We start from the raw sequence: 15,513 nt of genomic DNA on the forward strand, positions 1-15,513 counted from the left end.
AACCCGACCTTACCGGCGAACTGTCGATGACCACCGCAAAGCAGCTCGCTCGCTACAGCGCTGTTGAGGGCGCGCTCGCGAGCGGCTTCGCTACCGCCGAGCTACACCACCTGTGGGGACGCGACCATCGAGGATGCTCTGCGCGGCGCGCGCCCTTGCCCTCAGTGAATAGCTGAGCGAAGCCTCCCTCTTGCACAAAGGAACGCCTCGACTTCGTAAGCGTTGACTGCGATTCAGCGAGTGGCCCGTATGCATCTTATTCAGATCCTGCTTCCCCGAGCCGACAACGGCGGCCAGCCCTTTCCGCGGGAAGATTTCGATCGGATCAAGGAGGAACTGGCGAGCCGATTTAAAGGCGTTACGGCTTATCTTCAGGCGCCTGCAGAGGGCCTGTGGCGGCAAGGCGCGGAATCTGAAAGAGACGACATCATTATCTTCGAGGTGATGACGGAGGAAATCGATCTGGCGGACTGGCACGACCGCCGCGCGGAACTCGAACGAAGATTTCGGCAGGACAGGTTATCATCCGCTACATGCCGATGGCGCTCGTCTAGGGTTCGACTCCATGCCTTCGAGGTCGCTCAAAGAGCGAATACGATCCCGAGAGCGAGGTTTTCTCCGTGTGGTTCCTCGCGAGCGGCAAGCGCTATGACTACGAGGGTGTTCCTGTGGAGATCTACACCGCATTCCGAAACGCCTTCGCGAAGGCCGATTCTTCGATGACCACCTGCGGGACTGTTTTCATTATCGGCTGATCTCGGACGATTAGCGTACCCCGGTGAGGCGACGCTTACGCCCCCGTCTTGGCGTTTGCCGCGCCCAGCAGGCTTCGATTCCGGCGAGCCTTTGTGCCGTAGAAAAATCGACGAGAGGACCAGCACCGCTGTCTTTGGAAAGATTCAAACCAGAGGTTGGCATCCATAAGGTAGCTGGACCTCCCACTGTGGCCAGGCGCCTAGTTCGCCGCGCCGAGGCTTGACCACCCGTGCAGGGCGAAGGAGATCACGAACAGCACGGCCAGCGCTATGCCCAGCGACCAGGAATAAAACCACAACCGGGTTCCGCCTCGGATGGATAGCCCGTAATTCCTCGTCGGGCCGGTCTGGATCGTCAGGATCGCGAGATTCGGCCGAGCCGCGTTGAAACGGTATCGCGCTGAGCATCACGTAGGCCGACATTGCAGGCATTCGATCCCAGTTGTCGAACAGCGTCGAAAGAAAATCTCCGCTGTTGAGATAGGCCAGCAGGCCGATCGCTGCAGAGCCGTGCTCTTCATTGTAGGCTGGTACGACCCGACCAGCTCATGCTCAGCGCGCTAAATAGGAACAGTCCTAGCAAAGCGATCGTCAGGCCTGTGTGCCGAAAGCATGTTTTCACGGCCGCTACCCAGTTTTTGCGCGCGTTCGTACAACGCGCGTGAGGGCAGAAGTTTTCGCTTCGATCCAAAGCACTCGCTTGGGAAACGAAGATGAGATCCATAAGCCTGTTCACGCCGCCAAACCCGCAGTCACAACCAAGGCTTGCACGTCGATGGCGCAAAGGAGGTTGCCGCCTTCATCCCGAATGGGCACGAGCCAGCCGGTCAAAGATCCGTACCCGGCTCGCGATCCATAAGGAGGTCGATCGCACAACGAATGGCCCCTTCCTGGGCGGCCTCGTAGCTCGGCATTCGCGAGGGCGGAACCTGCCAACTGCCATCACCGACACGGCACTCGAAGATGTAGACGTCGCCGTTGCCATTGCTCGCCGCGGTAACGGCAACCTCATCGAAGTTGCCGCTGCGTCCTAGTCCTTGGCCGCAATGCCGAAAGTGGCTGTCTGCACCAAGATAGCCCGCGCCCGATCGAGAGCCGCCTCGTCGTTGCCAGCTTCGACACTCGCCATATCGACCGTGACGCAGTCTCCGCCTTCACCATAAAAGACAACACGCAGGATGGGTTCTCCGGTTGGCGAGGTCGCGCGCGAGACATCGGTTCGAACAATTTGCACTGCGGAACTCCTTTTTGGATGTGTCGAGCCTGCTATAGCTTGACCGCCATTTCGCGGCTCCAGAGCCGAAGCTTGCGGCAGGATCCGATGAACTTGGCGACAGCCTTCGGATCATCGAGCCCAATCAGGCCCTCGTCGGCTTGCGGATCGACACCGGCCCTCTGCAACAACGGGATGCTCCCCGAAGTGAAAGCGATGAACTTGCAGTGGGCGAAAGCGTCGGCAACGAAATCCCGCGCAGCAGCCTCACCCGTCAAGCGCTCAGCTCCCTCTTCAGAGAGGATGAGCGCAACAGCGTCGAACAGGACTGAAGGCCCGCCGTCGATCATGTGCTTCGCCGCTATCCAGCTTCCGTCGTCGGCTTCGACGCCGCCGACTTTTGGCGCGACAATCTCCATGACGGCGCCTTCTTTCTCGATCGCCGACTGCAACTTCTTCAGCAGCGAGGCATCGGCGCCGGGACCGACGAGCACTCCGACCTTGCGGCCGGCGAAACTCTCCGGCCCGTTCTCGATGATGCTGAGCGCCGGCGACGGTTCGAGATCGTCGCGGGGCGCAACAGCGGCGTCCGCCGGCTGGGGTAGTTCCTTCATGCCGAGTTTATCGGCAACGGTTTCGGCGAGTCCCTCATCGATGTTGAGAAGATGCGCGACCATGCGCTCGCGGATGGCCACCGTTTCGACCTTGCTGAGCTCGAAGGTCAGGGCCATGGCGATGTGGCGCTGCTCCGGGGCGGTCTGGCTGTTGAAGAACTGGCGCGCCTGGCTGTAGTGGTCTGCGAAGCTCTCGGCACGAAGTCGGACTTTCTGGCCTTGTTCCGCGTCGGCGAACGACCTGAACCCGCGCTCGGGAGATTCGCGCGGTCCTTCGCCAAACGAGTTCGGCTGGTAGTTCACGCGTCCAACCGGGTTGCGCATGGCCATGTGGCCGTCCTGCTGGAAATGATGGAACGGGCATTTGGGCGCGTTGATTGGAATGTGCGTGAAGTTCGGACTGCCCAGCCGCTTCAGTTGTGTATCGAGATAGGAGAAGTTGCGGCCCTGTAGTAGGGGGTCGTTGGAGAAGTCGATGCCCGGCGGCACGTTCTGCGTCATGAACGCGACCTGCTCGGTCTCAGCGAAGAAATTATCGGGCATACGGTCGAGCACTAGGCGACCGACCGGAATCGGACGCAGGATTTCCTCCGGAATGATCTTGGTCGGGTCGAGAACGTCAAAGTCAAAACTGTCGGCAAACTCCTGGTCGAATAGCTGAAGGTTGAGCTCCCATTCCGGGAAATCACCGGACTGGATCGCATTCCACAGGTCGCGCCGGTGGAAATCCGGGTCGGCGCCGTTGATCTTGACGGCTTCGTTCCAAACCACCGACTGCATGCCGAGCTTTGGCTTCCAGATAAATTTGACGAAGGTGGATTCGTCCTTCGCATTGACCAACCTGAAGGTGTGGACCCCAAAACCCTGCATGAACCGGAAGGAGCGCGGGATGGCACGATCGGACATGACCCACATGATCATGTGCATCGATTCCGGCGTGAGGCTTATGAAGTCCCAGAAATTGTCATGGGCCGACTGGGCCTGCGGAAAGGCGCGATCGGGCTCCGGCTTCACGGAATGGATGACATCCGGAAACTTGATAGCGTCTTGGATGAAGAACACCGGGATGTTGTTGCCGACCAAATCCCAATTGCCCTCCTGCGTATAGAATTTGACCGCGAACCCGCGAACGTCGCGCGCGAGATCGAACGAACCTTTCGATCCGGCGACAGTGGAGAAGCGCACGAAAACCGGCGTCTTTTCTCCGGCGCGCTGAAAGATGTCGGCGCGCGTGTAGGCAGCCAGCGACTCGTAGGTCTCGAAAAAGCCGTGGGCGCCATAGCCTCTCGCATGGACCACGCGCTCGGGAATTCGCTCGTGGTCGAAGTGGAAGATTTTCTCCCGGAAATGGAAGTCTTCGATGAGCGCCGGTCCGCGCTCGCCGATCTTCAATGTGTTCTGGTCATCAGCCACCGGACCGCCTTGCGCGGTGGTCAGGATGCCGGTATCGGTATCCCCTTCCGCGACCTGGTGAAGCTCCCCTCCGTTACCGCGCGTCAGCTTTTGATCATGGATCGTCGCGGGCTTGCCCGACGACTGTCTAGCGGTCTTGGCCATGCTAATATTTCCTGTTGGAGAAACCTGACTTCAGAACACTCTCAATGCCGGCCTCACCCTTAAGTTCCTTGTGACAGCGGCCCAGTTCCTCTTTTGGGAAAGACTGCGCCGGAGTATTGCCGCCCTTTCGAGAGCGGCCACCCCACCCTCTGGAACCAAGACCGCCGAGTGCAGTTTTGTCGGAGACAAACTGAGGTGAACATTCGATGGCAAGCGCCGGGGAAGACGCTGATTTAACCGCCAGGCTTCACGCGAACACGGCGTTTCCGACGAGGCAGTGAGGGCGGTCTTTCAAGCCTTGCGCCGCGGTGGCGGAACCATGGCCCACTTCAGCCATGCCGACTTCGGCGGGACGTCGCAATGGTCTTCCGGCATGACCATGGTCGGCGACATGTTCAACGACAGCCTTAAAGCAAAGCTCAATGCCATTGCGGGTGAACTGTCGAGGCACCTGCGAGCACCCCCGCAGGACCGGGCTGATGATCGCGCCGTCAGCTATCGCTCCGGGGCCACTCGTCACGCCGGGTCATGGTGGCTCCAGGAGCTTGGTGATCCTTCATCTGACGGATCTCAGGATGATCTGCGCTACGCGGTGTTTCCCTTAAAACGTCCCCGGTCATCGACGACCACGACATACGACACGGGCGACCAACAGATTTCGGGTGTGTCTCAAGCGCAGAGCACGGATTCCATGCTCACGTTGGGAAGCCAGCACGGCGTCGTCCGCGTTTCCGAGTTTCGCGCAGGCGAATAAGCTCTGAGCCGGACGTTCCTAAGATTGGACTTTCGATGGAAATTGTCACGATCGTCGGATATCTCGCAGCCATATGTTCGATGACCAGCTTTACGCCGCAGGCCTGGAAAATCATCAGAACGCGCGACACTAACAGTATCTCGGCGCCGATGTACGTGCTGACTGTCTTGGGTTTTGCGCTATGGCTGACCTTCGGCCTGATGAAAGACGAATGGCCCATCATCATCACCAATGCGGTCTGCCTCATCCTCTCTGCATTCATCCTCCTGATGACCGTGCTTCCAAGAGCCAAGAAAGAAGCCGTGGCAGAGGCTGTCGACCCGACAGGACGCGCCGGGGACTAAGAGTTGACCTCCGTTGGACGGACAACCGACGCAATCTTCACTGAGGAGCCGGCACCCAACGCTGGCGTAAACTGAAGCCGCAGTTTTCCGTAGACATTTGTTCCAGGGAGATGGACCGAAGGAAACGGTTAATTATGCTTCGGCCCTTGCGAGAAACTGGAGCAGTTCCTTCGCTGAGTCGTCGGCGCTTCCTGCGCCATGAGGTGACCGCAATCAAGGCCCGCCCTTGGCAACAAGCGCGAAGCTTGCTGCGATCGCCCAGGAGATACGCAGCCATCCCTGAGCGCTTCGCCGACAGTGTCCCAACCGTCCCCCCTCGAGGCGGCGGAACGCCATGGGAGCTTCACCAGGGCGGCGGAAGAGCAGTCCGTGACGCAGGGCGCGGCGAGCCATCAGGTGAAGGCGCTCGAGGTCGATTGGGTATCAGGCTGTTCGATCGCGACGTCAAAAGCTAAGCATCACACGGGGCCGGGCTCCCCTATCTGGAGGTGGTGCGCGATGCCTTCGACCGTATCGCTCGGCATGGGCGCAAACCTGCTGGGCTGTGACCGAGAACGGGCCGAAAGCGTTCGGTCCGTTTTCGGCATGGCCGCACTCGAAAGCGCTTTTTGCCTTCGAGGAGCAGCACCGCACTGGGCGCAGGACGAGATTTGGTGAGTACAAAACCGGCCGCGGGCGATATCTTGGACAACAGGAGATCAATTCTCGTCACGATACATTGGGAGGACGACGTGACCAATTCCACCGGGGGTTCTTTGGGCGTCGCTGTCATTACCGGGGCATCCTCCGGAATCGGCAAAGCTTTTGCCGAGCGCCTGGCCAGCGACGGGTACGACGTCGTGCTCGTCGCCCGGCGGCGCGACCGGCTCGAGTCGGTAGCCCGCGAGATCGAGGCCGGCGGCGCCTCCGCGGAAATCATCGTCGCCGATCTGGCGCTGTCGAAAGGCCTCGACAAGGTGGAGCAGCGGATCCGGTCCGGGGACGTATCGCTGCTCGTCAACAACGCCGGTTTCCAGACCTACATGCCGTTCGTCGACCTCTCGATCGACCGCGCCGAGGAAGAGGTCGCCGTGCAGATAACTGCGGTCATGCGTTTGTCGCATGCGGCACTTCCTGCGATGATTTCGCGCGGCGAAGGCGCCATCGTCAATGTCTCTTCCCTGCTCAGCTTCAGCGGAAGCCTGAACTTCCCGTTCCTGCCGAAGCGCTCGGTTTATGCCGCAACGAAAGCCTTCGTCACGACGTTCAGCGAGCTTCTCGCGGCTGAACTCCAAGGCAAAGGTGTTCGCGTCCAGGCGCTTTGTCCCGCAGTCGTCAGGACAGAATTCCATGACATCGACGGCAAGCCGGTCCTCAGGCCCAATGTGCCAGTGATGGAGCCGGCCGATGTCGTTAGGGCATCCCTGGCCGACCTCCGGCAGGGTGACACGATCTGTATCCCGGCATTGGAGGAAGGGGGCAGGCTCTCCGCTGTCGCGGACGCAAATCGCGCCCTGTTCGATGCCGGTCGCGGCTCCCAACTCGCATCTCGGTATCGCTAACGGACGACGCGCTAGGCCTTTGTTGCTATGTAGGTTGCGGTAGCGGCGCCTGGTGAACGACGGAGTATCAGTTGTGGCAAATCCCCACGCCCGATTGATTGCCATCGAGGAGACAGGCCAGCGCGGGATACCCGACAGCCAGATCGCGGACGATCGCACTGCATCTCGCCATCCAAGTATGACCTTCAGCTCCAAGAGGCGGCCAAGACTTGTTAGACGCAGGAACGACTGATGTGGCTACGTCCATTGCCCAAGGATGGACGCTGGAAGAGACGGCCGAGACGCTCCACAAGCTCGCTATTGAGCAGCTCAAACAGCTAAAGGCTACAACGGCCTAAACGCTCCGGCACGGTTCGGCATTCCGACACGCCACATGTCGGATTATTTGCATTCAAACGAATTTTGCGACGCTATAGATGCTGCCTCAACGTAAGTTCTGGGAGGAAAGCATGGCTCCGCACGAGCAGCATGCCGTTGAAATCATCCGGGAGAGGAAATGGTCGGTGCGTGTGACCGCCTATGGCAGCTCCCTCACGTTGCCCTTCGAAGCTGAAGAGTACGCCCGCTCATATGCGGATGGTCAGGCGTTCCGCCTCGGTGTCCAAGTTGTCGAACTCAGGAGGTGCGCTTAGCCGCAGCAATCGGGGAACCTTCTCCCGCGCTCGGTGTTTGGCCGCGAAGGAGAATTTATATGAGTGGACCAGGCACCATTTGGACGCTGAGTATCGTCGGACCTGTCATCCTCGCCTTGATAATCATCTATGCTCTGCTGAATCAAAGGAGGCTTTCACGGCGCGTGAAAACCCACCAGGATGAAGCGGTCAATAAGCTCTATGAGGACCCCCAAGGGCGCTCCTCACCGGCTGGCGGGGTCCGAGCACAAGAGGCAGAGATTCGACTTCGTCAGAAATAGGCGGCTCTCTTGCTCCTGACGGCGTTGCTGGGGTGGAGAGCTGTGCTAGGGGTCTCTAGCCCGGGCCCAGGGCGGCGGCCGTCGACAACGTCTTCGCGGGCACGTGCCGCGGCAGGGCATCGACGATGGCAGCCTTGGCCGGCAACCACGCTGCATGCCAGGAATCGCCGTGACCGTCGCATGCGTCGAGCTGTTTCAGAGCAGGTCCAGCGTGCGCTGGTCGCGCTCGCCGCCGAAGAAGCGGTCTAGTGCCTGGCGGAAGATTGAGCCATCGACGCCGGCGGTTTCGCCAAACAGCGTCATTGATGAGCAGAACTTCACATCGTCTGGAGAGCCGAAGATTTCGTGTGCTGAGCGGCCGTTTACACCAAGAGCCGCGGCTGTCGCATGATGCAGGCGTTCGCCAAGAACGGCATCGGCGAGATACGCCCGCGCTTCATCCTTGGACGAGATGCCATAGTACTGCGCGTTCGGCGAGTGTCCGAGTCCGCGCAGCTGCGGGAAAACAAACCACATCCAGTGGGAATGCTTGCGGCCAGCGAGCAGCTCGGCCACGGCGGCTTCGAAGACCGGCTCCTGGGCGGCACGAAAGCGCGCCAAGTCGTATGGATCGTCAAAGGCCATGCTTAGCTGACTGGCCGGTTCTGGCGTGCGCCGGCGAATAGCGCGGCTTTAATCGTGGCTACAATAATATACCCCAAACCAAATATGCAAATCGTCGCTGGCCGCGAATTTTGTAAGTTCGTAACGGTTCCAAGGCATGGTGGTCTCACATCTTGTAGCCGGGCTTTTTTAGATCTTGTCCCCCTGGTGGATGAGGTCGGGAAGAATCGAGGTCTGGTCGCCATCGTAAAGATCTCCGGCAATGACCAGAGCATCGACACGCTCCGCTAGGCAAAGGTCCACTAGTGCAGCGAATGCCTGTCGCTGGCATCACCGACGAGCTCGGCGACCTCAGAATTTCTGAGCGCGAGCGAGCGCAACGGCGAATCGAGACGGATGTCGGCCGTATGAATAGATCGAAATTCATTCCGTGAACTCTCCAAGCCTGAACAGAGGGCTGTAGTTCGTCCAGATTAGCAGAAAGGTGCTACAGGCAGTTCAATGGTCTGATGAAGACCGAAAGCGGCATCCTTTCCCATTTGGGCGTCGTCCAGGGAACTGAAAATCCCCAGAACGAACCTGGGGGCCGAAGGCGCTGACCACGGGGCGTTTCGATTTTCGGTCGCTGCCGGACCGGCCTAGCGGGGGGCATGCCCACGCGGGCGTCACTCTCGAGCTTAAGCCGAAGGGGCGCAGCGCGTCCGTGCGGTACCGGTACCGCAGTGGCGCGGAAGGCGGGCAACCCTGCAGCAGGCGTTGCGGAAACAAAGGGCGCGGCGGCGGTGACTCCGAACGGTCCCGCGTCTCGCGAGCAGAGCGGCGCAGCGAGCGCCGCCGGGAGGTAGTCAGCTCCATTCCGCCGCGACGGAATGATCTTAGCATCCGATCATAAGCTGCCAATACGGTATGCGGCATAAGAAACTTGGGATGCCGGCATAAAACACTTGTTATGTGACGCCAACATCGACTTGTTGGCCATCTGCATTTATAACTTGTGATGCCACAACATTAAAAACTTGCAAGACGCCCATGGCCAAGTCCCACGAAAAACTCGCTGCGTCCTTTGCTGTCCTCAAAGTGCTCCAATCGGGCGGGCGACGCATATTCAAGTCGGACGAACTGACCCGCGTTCACCGTCAGCGCCTGCTCCAGAACGGCTTTCGCGCGATGTGATCAAAGGCTGGGTCATGTCGACCGGCCCCCAGGCGCAGCAACAGGACACCACCCCCTGGTACGCAAGCTTCTGGGAATTTTGCTCCTTGTACTGTAATGAGAGGTTTGGCAAGGATTGGTGCCTGTCACCGGAGCAGTCGCTGCTTCTGCACGCGGAAGCGCCCACTATTCCGCCGCAGGTGGTGGTCAACACCCCCTAAGGGACGAACAACTAAATCGACCTGCTGTTCGGCACTTCGCTTTATGACCTCAAGGTCAAGAAGATGCCAACTGAGCTGACTGAGAAAAACGGCCAGCGCATGTTCACCGTCGAGGCGGCCCTTATCCGAGTCCCGGAAGCGTTCTTCCAGCGCGCGCCTATCGAGATGCAGGTCGCCATGGCGTGCGTGCGCGACGTGTCGACCGTGCTGGCCCTGCTGCTGGATGGCGGCCATTCCGCCGTGGCGGGGCGGCTTGCAGGTGCATTCCGCCGTGTGGGGCGCGGCGCCTTTGCTGACGAGATATTGGCGACCTTCAAAGCGGCAGGATACGACGTCCGCGAGTCAGACCCCTTCGCCGGGCAGACGGGCGTGACGGCCATCGCGGCCGGCGTTCCCCCCCTGGTCGCCCGTTTGCGCGCAATATGGGAATCGCAGCGCGAAGCCGTGATTGAGATATTCCCGAAGGCGCCGGGACTGCCGTCAAACAAAGACGCCTATATGAAGTTCGTAGAGGATATTTATGAGAGCGATGCCTATCATTCGCTGTCGATAGAAGGCTACAGCGCCACCCCGGAGCTCATCGACCGGGTGCGTGAGGGGAACCGGAATCCGGAGATTGATGAAGACGATCGCAAGAACCGGGATGCTCTCGCCGCGCGTGGATACTACCTCGCATTCCAGAAGGTCAAGGACTCAGTTGCGGCGATCCTTGACGGCAATTCGGCCGGCGCGCTGACGCGAGAAACCCATAGGGAGTGGTACCGGGAGCTGTTCGCGCCGTCAGTGACAGCCGGCCTTCTCAAGGCCAGCGCGCTTGCGGGATATCGCAACCACCCTGTATACCTGCGCGGCTCGCAGCACGTGCCGCCGCGTGCTGAAGTGGTAGCCGATGGCATGAACTGTTCGACCTCCTGGCAGCGGAACAGGAGGCGTCGGTGCGTGCCGCGCTGGGGCACTGGCTTTTGGGATATGTGCATCCCTATCCGGACGGCAACGGGCGCATGGCGCGATTCCTGATGAATGCGATGCTGGCGTCGGGCGGCTATCGCTGGACAGTGGTGAAAGTAGAGGACCGGAAAGCTTATCTGGCAGGACTGGAAGAGGCGAGCGGCAATATGAATGTGAAGACGTTTGCCACCTTTCTCGCCGAACGCGTGCCATGGTCCATGGAAAAGGAACCGTGAGGTGGCGTGGCCGGAACACCGAATTCCCACGCGCTTTCTTGCCATCCTCCCGCTGCATCTGAGCGAAAAGTCCATGAATATCAATGAGGACGCATCGGCGACAGCGTAGTGAACAGCCCAAGGGGGCCGTCGTCATAGAAGGCGGCCTTTCCCTTGGTGATAGTCAGCCCAGCAGCCTGAACCCTCGCAGCATCGCCGCGTCGTCAAGCTCGGCGTTCAATCCTTCAAGGCGTCCCGAATTGCGTCCTTCGCCTTGCCAACCCCTTTTTGCAGGCTGCCTTCGGCCTTGTCGGCGGCCCCATCAGCGCGAAGCTTGTCGTCGCCCGTTGCCTTTCCGACTTTGTCCTTTACCTCGCCGCGCAGCTTCTTTGCTGAGCCCTTCACTTCGTCCTTGTGCATCGTCCTTCTCCTCGGTTGATCAGAACCAACGTGTGCGGCATCTGAAATGTTCCAGAGGAGCAGGAAGAGCCACGTGCCGGCGCCGTGCCACCCACCCCGCTGCGCTAACCTCATTGCACACCTTCCTCGTTAGGGACGAATGGCGGCGGGTGATAAACGCCATTCTCCGCAGTCGATTGCACCTTTTGCCTTCGAACAGCCACCGAAGCTTTGAAGGACGGTGAGGTGTACTGACCATTTCGAAGGGAAACGTTTTAGTTCCATCGACGTTGTTCGTTAGCTCATGTCAGCTCAGGGAAACATCATGGACAACGAAGGCACATCCGGTCTCCACGGTGATGACCCGGTCGCCGTTACCGATCGCGCTATGCCTGATGTAAAGGAACTGGCTGCGATAGCCCTACAACGGACGAGAATGCCGATGGTGGTGACTGACGCCACCCAGGAAGATTTTCCTATCGTACTAGCGAACTAGGCTTTTCTGAACCTCACGCGCTATGGGGCAAGTGAGGTACTTGGACGCAATTGCCGGTTTCTTCAAGGCGCAGCCACATCCCCTGCGGCCATCGCCGAGATCCGAGCAGGATTGCAGGAGGACCGTGAGATCAACGTCGAGTTGTTGAATTACCGGAAAGATGGATCGGCGTTCTGGAATCTGCTGCACATCAGTCCAATCCATGACGACGATGGCCGTCTGGTTTACCATTTCGCATCTCAGATAGACCGCACAGATTTTCGCAGGATCGAGAGCCTAGAAGCGTCAGAGCATCGGTTGCTTTTGGAGGTGGACCATCGAGCCAACAATGTACTTGCCCTTGTCGACAGCATCGTACGCTTGACGAGATCTGACGACCCCGCGCTATATGCCGCCTCGGTCCAAAGGCGCATACAGGCCCTGGCTAGGGCGCATGGCTTGTTGTCGCAGCGGGGCTGGCACGAGATTCCATTGCAGGAAACAATCTCGTCTCAGATTGAGCCGTACGGAGCGACTCGCGCTCTGCTGGACGGTCCTGATGTCATGCTTGCAGCGCATTCTGTTCAGCCCTTGGCGCTGTTCATTCATGAACTAGCAGTCAACGCCGCTTCCCACGGCTCGCTTTCGAAAGAGACGGGTCAGCTACAAATCAAATGGCAAGCCAGACCCCAGAATAATGGTTTCATCCTCGAGTGGCAGGAGACCGGCGGACCGCCCCCACCCACGCCTCGGCGAAAGGGTTTCGGGACACTCATGACCGAAGCTACAATACGGCGACAGCTTCAGGGGTCGTTATACCGCGAGTGGTCCGATCAAGGGGTAAGGATCGTAGCTGAAGTGCCCAACGTCACAGTCTCGCGATAAAGAGAGGCTGCATGTCCACACCCGTCTCTGCCTAGCATTGTGCTCGCACCTGAACGCCATCGCCCTTCTGATTTGCAGATGGCTGCTACGGCAGCGACAACCCTGCTGCCGCAATCCAAAGCTTGCGGAGTTGAAGGGCAAAGGCGGACCGGTTCTGGGCTCGACCTTGATGGGCCCGCGCAAGCCGGCAAGCGAGACGACAGCGCCCGCTTCGCCGGACCAGGGTCCAACGGCACTATATTCGCTTGAACTAACGCTTGCTGTTCCTGGCCCGCTGACTATGGTTGAGCGTTCCTGAGGCGGCACGGGATATGGACTTGCCTCGTCGATCAGTTCGATCGCACCTGCTTGGTTTGATCGCCGCCGCGGTTATCCCGGTTTGGCTGTTTGCCGGCTATTTGCTAGGCCAGTATGCCCTGCACGAACGATATCGTTTTGAGCAGGATGCCGTGCAAACGGCTCGACAGGTGTCGCTCGTTGTAGAAGGCGAGCTCGCAAATCTTCAAACCATTCTCGACGGCCTTTCCAAATCCGCCGCGCTCGCCAATGGCGATCTGCGAGCCTTCCACCGCGAGGCGCTCGATCTTGTCCATGGGACGGACCGGACGATTGTCCTGCGCGATCTTGGCCGCAATCAGCTGATGAACACCGAAATCGGCTACGGCGCCGCTTTGCCGTCCGTGGAATCGATAGCTGCTGTGGACCGCGAGAAACTCAACCGCTCAGGTGTTTTCGTCAGCGATGTTTTCACCGGCAAGGGGTCAGGCGAATACCGCTTTGCTGTTGCCATCCGGGTGCCCGCCCCGAAAGGGGAGGACCTGCTTCTTTCGCTTTCTGTACCGACTGCCCGGATCCGCGATGTTTTGATGCCGGCCGTACCGGAAGGATGGACTGTGGGCGTGGGAGATCGCGACGGAAACTACGTGGCACGTTCCAAGTTGCACGACGAATGGACCGGAAAGCGCGGATTGCCCGAATACGTGGCAAAGATCGTTGGGCGCTCCGGTTCCTTTACGTCCCCCAACTTCGAAGGGGTGACGCTGCTGGCCGGCTACTACAGATCCCCATACTCTGATTGGTTCTACACCGCAAACGTGCCTCTTTCAGCGGCGCAGGCGCCGCTTTGGCGCTCACTTGTGGCGATTTGCGCGATAGGTCTCCTGTCGCTCCTTGTCTCCGTTGCTCTCGGATATATCGTCGGCAAGAGATTTACACAGGCCACCGCTGAACTGGCGACCCGGGCCGAGGCGCTCGGTCATGGCCGCAGCGTCAAACCCCTGTCGACTTCCGTTACGGAGTTCGCCACCATCGCTCAGGCGATGGTGGACGCAGAGCGTGCGATCGCCGAACGGCGGTATGAGTTGGAGGCGGTGTTGGAGACAGCGCCGGCGGCGGTCTGGTTTACTTATGATCCGAAAGCCCTTCAGGTGATCCGCAACCGCTTCGCGGCCGAACTCATGGGCCTGCCGACGGATGCGCACAAGTCCTTCGGCAGGCCCGAGCTCGTCATCGACACCGTGGCCGTCAAGGACGGCCACATAGTGAGGCGCGAAGACCGCCCACTTAGCCGCGCCATGCGCGGGCAGCTGACCGATCATGAAGAGTTCGCCTACACGCTGCCATCAGGGGCCGAGCGCTTTCTACTTTCCAGCGCACGTCCAATTCGCAACCCGGCCGGCGACATTATAGGCGCCGTACAAATCAGTCTCGACATCACGGACCGCAAACGCGGTGAGGAGCACCTGAAACTGTTGACCAACGAGCTGAACCATCGCGTGAAGAATATCCTTGCTGTGGTTCAGTCCATTGCCACCCAGACACTCCGCAACGCCACAAGTTTGCCCGAAGCAGGACGCACGCTCTCCAGCCGTCTCGTCTCGCTGGCCAAGGCTAACGACCTGCTGACGCAGCAGAACTGGAGTGGCGCCGACCTCAAGGATCTGATTGCCACATCAATCCGCTCACACGCTCCGATCGAGCGCTTCAAGATCAGTGGCGAGTCTGTTTGGGTTCCACCGAACGTCGCTGTTTCAGCCGCTCTGGCTTTTCATGAGCTTACGACGAATGCGCTAAAGTATGGAGCGCTGTCGAACGATACAGGCACGGTGTCGATTCAGTGGAAGCTTCTCGGTCAAAAACAGCATCGCTGGCTGGATCTAGAATGGCGCGAACGGGGAGGTCCGGCTGTGGAACCTGTCGAGCGAAAGGGCTTCGGCACGCAGCTTCTCGAGCGTGTATTCGCGTCCCGCACCTCAGGACGTGTCACTCTGAAGTTCCTTAAATCGGGACTGGTCTGCAACATGCGAGTGAATTTTGCGTCTGAGCTCAATCCCGTGGTGGACAACAACGACACCTCCGAGGGGAATCGTAGAAAATTTTCCCGACAACGCCCCGGGTGATCGAACGCGCCGCTCACCCGGAGACGCGAGCCGCTATGGCGGTTGCAACTGAGGTCATCGGGTCATCACCGCTCACCCATTCGTCGGGATCTCTGTCCACGTTGGCCGAGGCATCGTTCTTGCGCGTAGGTCTTCCATGCAATCTCGTGTCGCCGCGGTTCATTTGAGTGATGTCTAGCGCCGACCTAAAGGCGGAGGTCGTTCAGGCCTTGGCATCAAGCGGGGGTGCTGCGCTTGGCCGCTTCGCTGAAGGTCGAGAGCATCCTGTGCCGGCTCGGCCTCAGTAACTCATCGACGGTCTCAATGTCCTCGGCCGCCGCCCTCAACTGGCAGCCCCTCGCCTAGGCGCACCGAGCCAAATGCCCAGTGAAGCGCTCGACCTCGACGCTCCCTGAGCCAGGTGTGAGCTTTCGGGAGGTTGTCCATTCGGACCGGACCGAGGAGACTGGAGTTACCAGGCTTCAGTACAGATCGGAGGGTCCGAATGAACATCCACAAGAATGCCCGTCTGACGCCGCTGCGTCG

13 protein-coding genes and 3 pseudogenes are annotated in these 15,513 nt (G+C 59.6%); 9 read left to right on the forward strand and 7 right to left on the reverse strand.

Annotated features, from left to right (window positions below):
• Positions 1 to 620: 620 nt before the first annotated feature.
• Positions 621 to 755 carry a hypothetical protein gene (locus tag O7A61_RS26815; protein ID WP_337132365.1) on the forward strand — a complete coding sequence of 45 codons (135 nt, stop codon included), beginning with the start codon at positions 621 to 623 and terminating at the stop codon, positions 753 to 755.
• 200 nt (positions 756 to 955) lie between these two features.
• Here O7A61_RS26815 and O7A61_RS32645 read toward each other — a convergent pair whose 3' ends face one another.
• The 4 genes and pseudogenes from O7A61_RS32645 to O7A61_RS26830 form a co-directional block, all read right to left on the reverse strand.
• Complete coding sequence (locus O7A61_RS32645) at positions 956 to 1,054, reverse strand: hypothetical protein (RefSeq protein ID WP_442921120.1); 99 nt, start codon at positions 1,052 to 1,054, stop codon at positions 956 to 958.
• A gap of 82 nt (positions 1,055 to 1,136) precedes the next feature.
• A pseudogene (locus O7A61_RS32650) lies at positions 1,137 to 1,253 on the reverse strand (DUF6766 family protein); the annotation flags it as partial.
• A gap of 532 nt (positions 1,254 to 1,785) precedes the next feature.
• The gene (locus tag O7A61_RS26825) at positions 1,786 to 1,989 is read right to left on the reverse strand and encodes a hypothetical protein (protein ID WP_337132366.1); all 204 of its coding nucleotides are present in this window, start codon (positions 1,987 to 1,989) and stop codon (positions 1,786 to 1,788) included.
• 32 nt (positions 1,990 to 2,021) lie between these two features.
• Positions 2,022 to 4,139: a catalase gene (locus O7A61_RS26830; RefSeq protein ID WP_337132367.1), complete on the reverse strand. Its 2,118-nt coding sequence runs from the start codon at positions 4,137 to 4,139 to the stop codon at positions 2,022 to 2,024.
• A gap of 319 nt (positions 4,140 to 4,458) precedes the next feature.
• Here O7A61_RS26830 and O7A61_RS26835 point away from each other — a divergent pair, with 319 nt between their 5' ends.
• The 4 genes from O7A61_RS26835 (at position 4,459) to O7A61_RS26850 (ending at position 6,778) form a co-directional block, all read left to right on the forward strand.
• Complete coding sequence (locus O7A61_RS26835; RefSeq protein ID WP_337132368.1) at positions 4,459 to 4,893, forward strand: hypothetical protein; 435 nt, start codon at positions 4,459 to 4,461, stop codon at positions 4,891 to 4,893.
• A 35-nt stretch (positions 4,894 to 4,928) separates the two neighbouring features.
• Entirely contained in the window at positions 4,929 to 5,237 is a 309-nt protein-coding gene (locus O7A61_RS26840; RefSeq protein ID WP_337132369.1) for a SemiSWEET family sugar transporter, read from the forward strand.
• A 297-nt stretch (positions 5,238 to 5,534) separates the two neighbouring features.
• Entirely contained in the window at positions 5,535 to 5,894 is a 360-nt protein-coding gene (locus tag O7A61_RS32655) for a LysR family transcriptional regulator (protein WP_442921121.1), read from the forward strand.
• Between the two features lie 98 nt (positions 5,895 to 5,992).
• Positions 5,993 to 6,778, forward strand: coding sequence for an SDR family NAD(P)-dependent oxidoreductase (locus O7A61_RS26850; RefSeq protein WP_337132370.1), 786 nt, complete (start codon positions 5,993 to 5,995; stop codon positions 6,776 to 6,778).
• A 1,108-nt stretch (positions 6,779 to 7,886) separates the two neighbouring features.
• Here O7A61_RS26850 and O7A61_RS26855 read toward each other — a convergent pair.
• Both O7A61_RS26855 and O7A61_RS26860 read right to left on the reverse strand, forming a co-directional pair.
• Positions 7,887 to 8,315, reverse strand: a complete 429-nt coding sequence (locus O7A61_RS26855) for a DUF1810 domain-containing protein (protein ID WP_337132371.1) — start codon at positions 8,313 to 8,315, stop codon at positions 7,887 to 7,889.
• Positions 8,316 to 8,519: 204 nt separating this feature from the next.
• Positions 8,520 to 8,737, reverse strand: a pseudogene (locus O7A61_RS26860) (DNA repair exonuclease); the annotation flags it as partial.
• A 993-nt stretch (positions 8,738 to 9,730) separates the two neighbouring features.
• Here O7A61_RS26860 and O7A61_RS26865 point away from each other — a divergent pair.
• Both O7A61_RS26865 and O7A61_RS26870 read left to right on the forward strand, forming a co-directional pair.
• Entirely contained in the window at positions 9,731 to 10,684 is a 954-nt protein-coding gene (locus O7A61_RS26865; protein WP_337132372.1) for a hypothetical protein, read from the forward strand.
• Positions 10,603 to 10,851 (forward strand): Fic family protein, encoded by a 249-nt coding sequence (locus O7A61_RS26870; protein ID WP_337132373.1) that lies wholly within the window; start codon positions 10,603 to 10,605, stop codon positions 10,849 to 10,851. The genes O7A61_RS26865 and O7A61_RS26870 overlap by 82 nt, the downstream gene beginning before the upstream one ends.
• A 216-nt stretch (positions 10,852 to 11,067) precedes the next feature.
• On the opposite strand, the gene O7A61_RS26875 is transcribed toward O7A61_RS26870, so the two are convergent.
• The gene (locus tag O7A61_RS26875; protein ID WP_027143691.1) at positions 11,068 to 11,250 is read right to left on the reverse strand and encodes a CsbD family protein; all 183 of its coding nucleotides are present in this window, start codon (positions 11,248 to 11,250) and stop codon (positions 11,068 to 11,070) included.
• 304 nt (positions 11,251 to 11,554) lie between these two features.
• On the opposite strand from O7A61_RS26875, the pseudogene lov reads away from it, so the two are divergent.
• Together lov and O7A61_RS26885 are read left to right on the forward strand one after the other, a co-directional pair.
• Positions 11,555 to 12,589: pseudogene (gene lov, locus O7A61_RS26880) on the forward strand (blue-light-activated histidine kinase).
• A 311-nt stretch (positions 12,590 to 12,900) separates the two neighbouring features.
• Positions 12,901 to 14,988 (forward strand): sensor histidine kinase, encoded by a 2,088-nt coding sequence (locus O7A61_RS26885; protein WP_337132374.1) that lies wholly within the window; start codon positions 12,901 to 12,903, stop codon positions 14,986 to 14,988.
• The last annotated feature ends 525 nt before the right edge of the window (positions 14,989 to 15,513 follow it).

The sequence above is a fragment of the Mesorhizobium sp. Cs1321R2N1 genome (genome assembly GCF_037179725.1).
GTDB lineage: Bacteria > Pseudomonadota > Alphaproteobacteria > Rhizobiales > Rhizobiaceae > Mesorhizobium > Mesorhizobium salmacidum.